The sequence below is a fragment of the Bradyrhizobium sp. genome (genome assembly GCF_030697065.1).
GTDB lineage: Bacteria > Pseudomonadota > Alphaproteobacteria > Rhizobiales > Xanthobacteraceae > Bradyrhizobium.
Genome location: NZ_JAUYQU010000165.1, coordinates 1 through 1,396, shown reverse-complemented (window position 1 = coordinate 1,396; position 1,396 = coordinate 1). Strand labels below are relative to the sequence as shown.

Sequence of the window (1,396 nt, the reverse complement as noted above, 5' to 3'; positions counted from 1 at the left end):
CCAGCACCGAGGTGTCAGGACCGCACGATTTCGCATCCGTTTCAGGCACCCTGGTCAGGGAGCACCATCCGCGTCCACCGCATCCCCGTCCCGCACTGGTGACCTTGCGCAACGCCCCTCGCAGTGGGACGGGATGGCCAGACATATAGCCTGATCATGACTTCTGGTAAACAGAATTATTTTTGCGCGAGCGGCTTGACTTTGGTTTCCGATAAACCGAACTGATTTGCCCGTCGGGTAGTGGCAATGCCGTCAGGAAGGCGCGCCGGCCACCGCCCTGCTCCTTGCCGGGATCGTCATCGCGGCGACGCCGAGAACGACACAGGCGAGGCCGATCCACGCCGTCGCCGTCAGGCTCTCGCCGAGAAACAGCACGCCGACCGCGACACCGATCGGCACCCGCAAGTATGCCTGCGCGGTGGTGCCGACCGAGCCCAGCGTCTGGACCAGCCGGAAATAAATCACGAAGGCCAGCGCGGTGGAAAACACCGCCAGCACCAGCAAGGCCAGCATCGAGCCGGCCGACGGCGCCAGCGTCCATGGCCGGTCCACCGCGAGGCTGAGCGGAATCAGGATTGCCGCGCCAGCCAACAGCGAGCCTGTGGCCGGCGCTATCGGATCGAGGCCCTTGAAGCTGCGGCCGAAGATCGCCGCGCCGGCATAGCAGATGGCGGCCAGCACGGCCACGATCTGCGCGACCAGTTGCTCGCCCAGCCCATTCAGCGCCTCCACCCCGACGATCAGGCAGATGCCGGCCATCCCGGCGCACACGCCGAACAATTTGCGCGGCGCCAGCGCCTCGTGGCGGGTGATGGCCAGCGTCAGGAAGAAAGTGAAGATCGGCGAGGTCGAGTTGAGAATGGTGGCGAGCCCGGCATCGAGCGAGCGCACGCTCCAGGCCAGCATGGTCCAGGGGACCACGCTGTTGAGGCAGGCCTGCCACAGGAAACGCCGCCAGGTCGCACCATCCATCGGCAGCACGATCCCGCGCCAGCGCATGATGACGAGCAGCAGCAAGCCCGCGATCAAGGTGCGCGCCGCGATCAGGGTGATCGGCGGAATCGTCGCCACGCCGACCTTGATGAAACTGTAGGACGCGCCCCACAGCGTCGCCAGCGTCAGCAACAGCGCCAGTTCGACGGCGATGCCGGGTGGGCGCGGATGGGGGTGCATGGGGTCCATTCTCGATTCCTGTCGAGATGGACCCTACAGGATTGTAGATCTTCGATACTTCGGTGCGTGACGAACTATGATAGACGTCTGCGCGCACTCAACGTCATTGCAAGCCACAACAAGACCGTCGTCGCCCGGCTTGACCGGGCGATCCAGTACGCCGCGGCATCCCGGATTTAGTGCTGGCGGCTCTGCAAAACTGGGTCGCCCGGTCAAGCCGGGC

1 protein-coding gene is annotated in these 1,396 nt (G+C 65.1%); it reads right to left on the bottom strand.

Features of this window, described 5'->3' with window-relative positions; translation table 11 throughout:
• Positions 1 to 252: 252 nt before the first annotated feature.
• The gene (locus Q8R73_RS12975; protein ID WP_305719946.1) at positions 253 to 1,182 is read right to left on the bottom strand and encodes a DMT family transporter; all 930 of its coding nucleotides are present in this window, start codon (positions 1,180 to 1,182) and stop codon (positions 253 to 255) included.
• Positions 1,183 to 1,396: the final 214 nt, after the last annotated feature.

Bases quoted from the DNA above. Each gene is read 5' to 3' on its own strand.
- Q8R73_RS12975 (WP_305719946.1), bottom strand. From the start codon at position 1,182: ATGGACCCCATGCACCCCCATCCGCGCCCACCCGGCATCGCCGTCGAA.